Here is a 3972-nt window from a genome sequence, read left to right as displayed (position 1 = left end):
GAATATAGCCGATGTTTTTGTTGAACAGAAACGATATGATTCAGCGCTTATATATGCAAGCAAAGCGCTGAGGTTATCGACACAGCTTGAATCAAAAAGTAAAGAGGCCGATAGTTATGCCTTGCTGGCAAAATTATCAGAAGCGAGGGGCGACTATAAGCAGGCGCATGAATACCTCAGAAAGTGGTATAGTCTTGACACGGCCATCGTAAACAGCGACACCTATCGCACCATTGCAGAGCTACAGGAGAAATTTAATGCGAGGGATCGCGAGGTTCAGAACAAGTTGTTACAACTCGAGATAGATAAACAACGTATCTGGTCGCGCGGCCTTACGGTGCTTGTCCTGGCCTTTGCTTTAACCGGTGTGCTGGCATTTGTTGCTTTCATCACGAAACGAAATGCAAACAAAAGGCTCAGTACAACCAACGAAATGATCACCAGGCAAAATCAGAAACTTGCTGAGCTCAATTACGAAAAAAATTCCCTGATCGGCATAGTATCCCATGATCTTAGTACACCATTTGCCACTATACAGTTGTGGGGCCAGGTTTTACAAAGCGCAAACGGGAAGCTGGATGGCGAACAACAGAAAGCGGTAACCAGGATCATACAAGCGAGCAAATATGGTGATAACCTGATCAACCGGATCCTTGACATTGAGAAAACCGACATAATTAACCACCGTGTGCAGCTGAAAATGTTCGATATGGTTGCGATGTCCAAAGAGGTGATAGAAAATTTTATTCCCCAGGCAACGAATAAGGAGATTGAACTTCATTTCGATTATTCATCGAAAGAAATCTTTTTGTTGAGTGATGAACAACTGGTTCAACGGATCTGCAGCAACCTGGTATCCAATGCAATCAAATACACTCCGCGTCAAAAACATGTGTGGTTCAACGTTAGGGAAGAGGGCGATTGTGTTGTGATCTCAGTCAGTGACGAAGGGGTGGGTATCGATGAAGGTGATTTACCTCACCTGTTTTCGAAATACAGCAAGATCTCATCCCAGCCTACTGATGGTGAGCATAGCACTGGTCTTGGGCTGTCGATAGTAAAAAGGATCGTTGAAGAACTTAACGGGCAGATATCCTGTGAGAGTGAGCCTGGAAAGGGTTCTGTTTTTACCGTGATGCTGAAGAAGTAAGCAAATAAAGTGAAGAGTTATGAGTGAAGAGTGATGAGTAAGTTATGGGTTTTTTAGTAGGGAGTGAGATGATTGATGGACAGTTGATGATGGACAGTTGATGAGGGACAGTTGAGAATGAAAAGTTGAAGAGAGAGGTTGAGAATGGACAGCCTGACAATTAAGAAAAGATAGGTGGGGGATAAGTTTTTGGCGGTTGATGGTTATTTCGTGCGGCGTTTTGGTTGGTTGATTTTGTGAATATTTCTTTTGGGGACAATAGGGAGAAGAAAGTTTCGTTTATGGAAGCAATACTAACCCAATTGTATACAGGTAAAGCCGGAATGTATCGCACGTCTGGCTTTATTTTTTAGGAATACCTCCGCCGTTGTGCTTCATTGCTGTTTCCGTTCCTTAATTATTACTTTACTTTTTCGGCGTATTTTTGAACAAACCTGTTCATGGAACTATCTATTACAACACCGGCATTATTGTTCCCGGCCATTTCGCTCATGATGCTTGCGTACACGAACCGGTTCCTTGCATTGGCGAGTCTGATAAGGAATTTACATGCCCAGTACAAAAAAGAACCTGCGGAGAAACACCTTGTACAGCAGATAAGAAATCTGCGCGCACGGATTCGTTTGATCCGGTCAATGCAGGGATTCGGTGTACTGAGCTTCCTTTTTTGTATCATCTGCATGTTCAGTATTTTCAACAGGTGGGATGCCGCCAGCTACCTGATCTTTGCTGCCAGTCTGCTCAGTTTCATGATTTCACTGGCGCTTTCACTCACGGAGATAGTTCTGAGTATGCGCGCACTGGAAGTGGAATTGGGTGATATGGAGGAACTCACCAGAACCAATCTCTTCAAAGATATTATCAACAGAAACCCTTGATATCAGCGGTAAATTTATATCACAGATGTTAGTTTTTGCGCTCGCATAGTAGCGATGTTTGTGGCGAGTGATTACTTATCTTCTTTTGAGGGCGAATTGTAGGAATCAGTTTCATAATCAAATTTGACTGCTTCGGTGCGTTCATAGTCAGGATCGTATTTTACAAAAAAGTAAAGGTAGATCACGCGGCTGATTCGCATCAGCCACGGTTGTAGTAAAATCAGCATGAGAATATTCAGACTCATCCACCAGAACACCCGGTTGTCTGAAGTCGACATACCTATGAGCACATACCAGGCTACAAAACTGGTCACACAGAATGCAACGGATAACGCATAACTCACATAGCCGGTTCCATACCAGAAACCTACTTCCATTTCATATTTCTGGCCGCAAACCGGGCATCTGTCGTACATCGAGAAAACCTTCCTGAGATTCCATGGATTATTGTTAGTGAACATCGGGCCTTTTCGGCAACGGGGACACTTCATCGTTAGCAAACTCCACAGGTAGGCAGGGTTGTGTTCAGGCATCAAAGTTCGTCTTGATCTGCAAATTTATGCTTTTAAGCGGCAAGTGCTGATCAAAAATGGCCCGGGAAGATATTGGATCAGGATAAACGTCTTTTCCGCGGGTGCCACAGCCTGTAAAGCTTTATGTATTTCAGAAAGGTGTGGTGTGCTGAGATTCGGGCAATAATAAAACCTTCTGCGCCGTCCAGAAGGCCCAGCCTCAGGATATAGCCCTGGATGAAGGTCCATAAGGGATTTACGATAAAGTTGAACCAATAGGCACGTTTACCCCTCTTATACATAGATTCTGCTGCAATGGTGCTGAATTTGTTGCCATGGGCTACGTGTTCTTCAATCGAGTCGTATGAGAAATGCAAAATGTCGCCGGGCAAATGAGTTACGGGGACAGGAGAAGAAAGAACAATTTTATCGTGGGGGTTCATACCGCCCCAGGAGGCGATCCTTTTGTCGAAAAGGCGTAGCTTCTTGTCAGGATACCATTGTCCATGACGAATAAACCGACCGCCATAACGCGTGCAGCGATTCATTGAATAGGCTTTACCTGTGGGTGATGCTTTTTCTTTAGCGACGGCTTCGAGTAAGGAGCCGTCAAGCATTTCATCTGCATCCAGGCTCAGCACAAAATCATGACTGGCATATTTGAGAGCCAGGTTTTTCTGCTCAATGTATCCGCGAAATTTAGATTCATGAATAATAGCTCCTTTAGACCGGGCTATCTCAACGGTTTTATCAGTAGAATAGCAGTCCAATACAATGATCTCGTCAGCAACGGGTTTTACTGATTCGATACAATTGCTGATATGTGCTTCCTCATTATAGGTAATAATGACTACTGATAAATGTTGCATTGACACAATTCCGTAGATTTTAATGCTTCAAACCTTGTTAATTTAGTTTAGCATGTTCCGGTACGGGACTGACTTCCGTTTTTCGTTCACCGATCTGCTGGCGCCACATTGCATAATACAGCCCTGTTTCAGCCAGCAGTTGTTCATGGGTACCCGTTTCAATAATCAGGCCTTTTTCAAGAACATAAATCCTGTCCGCATGCATAATTGTAGATAGCCTGTGAGCGATTAAAATGGTTATCTGGTTCTTTAACGAAGAAACTTTCCGAATAGTACTTGTAATCTCTTCTTCTGTCAGAGAATCAAGGGAGGAAGTGGCTTCATCGAAAATAAGGACCTTCGGTTTCCTTAATAGAGCACGTGCAATGGAAATACGTTGCTTTTCCCCCCCTGATAATTTCAATCCTCCCTCTCCGATCATGGTTTCCAATCCCTTGTCTGCACGTGCCAAAAGATTAAAACATGAAGCTTTATTAAGCGCATCCAATATGTCCTCTTCTGTTGCTGAGGGGTTTACAAATAGTAAATTCTCTCTAATTGTTCCTGAAAACAACTGTGTATCC

The 3972-nt window shown here is 43.5% G+C and carries 5 protein-coding genes; 2 read left to right on the top strand and 3 right to left on the bottom strand.

Going from position 1 to position 3972, the window contains the following annotated elements; translation table 11 throughout:
• Positions 1-1150 (top strand): ATP-binding protein (locus tag ACX0G7_RS27140; protein WP_458926691.1); only part of this gene is annotated, 1150 nt, incomplete at its 5' end.
• Between the two features lie 440 nt (positions 1151-1590).
• Complete coding sequence (locus ACX0G7_RS27135) at positions 1591-2028, top strand: DUF2721 domain-containing protein (RefSeq protein WP_458926690.1); 438 nt, start codon at positions 1591-1593, stop codon at positions 2026-2028.
• Between the two features lie 71 nt (positions 2029-2099).
• On the opposite strand, the gene ACX0G7_RS27130 is transcribed toward ACX0G7_RS27135, so the two are convergent.
• From ACX0G7_RS27130 to ACX0G7_RS27120, 3 genes are all read right to left on the bottom strand, one after another.
• Positions 2100-2489, bottom strand: a complete 390-nt coding sequence (locus tag ACX0G7_RS27130; protein WP_458926689.1) for a DUF983 domain-containing protein — start codon at positions 2487-2489, stop codon at positions 2100-2102.
• A gap of 149 nt (positions 2490-2638) precedes the next feature.
• Positions 2639-3409, bottom strand: coding sequence for a glycosyltransferase family 2 protein (locus tag ACX0G7_RS27125; RefSeq protein WP_458926688.1), 771 nt, complete (start codon positions 3407-3409; stop codon positions 2639-2641).
• Between the two features lie 37 nt (positions 3410-3446).
• A partial coding sequence (locus ACX0G7_RS27120) for an ATP-binding cassette domain-containing protein (protein ID WP_458926687.1) occupies positions 3447-3972 on the bottom strand: 526 nt, incomplete at its 5' end.

The sequence above is a fragment of the Flavitalea antarctica genome (assembly GCF_054461535.1).
The sequence above is the reverse complement of the archived record's forward strand: the minus strand, read 5'-3'. Positions and strand labels throughout refer to the sequence as shown.

Bases quoted from the DNA above. Each gene is read 5' to 3' on its own strand.
- ACX0G7_RS27135 (WP_458926690.1), top strand. From the start codon at position 1,591: ATGGAACTATCTATTACAACACCGGCATTATTGTTCCCGGCCATTTCG.
- ACX0G7_RS27130 (WP_458926689.1), bottom strand. From the start codon at position 2,489: ATGTTCACTAACAATAATCCATGGAATCTCAGGAAGGTTTTCTCGATG.
- ACX0G7_RS27125 (WP_458926688.1), bottom strand. From the start codon at position 3,409: ATGCAACATTTATCAGTAGTCATTATTACCTATAATGAGGAAGCACAT.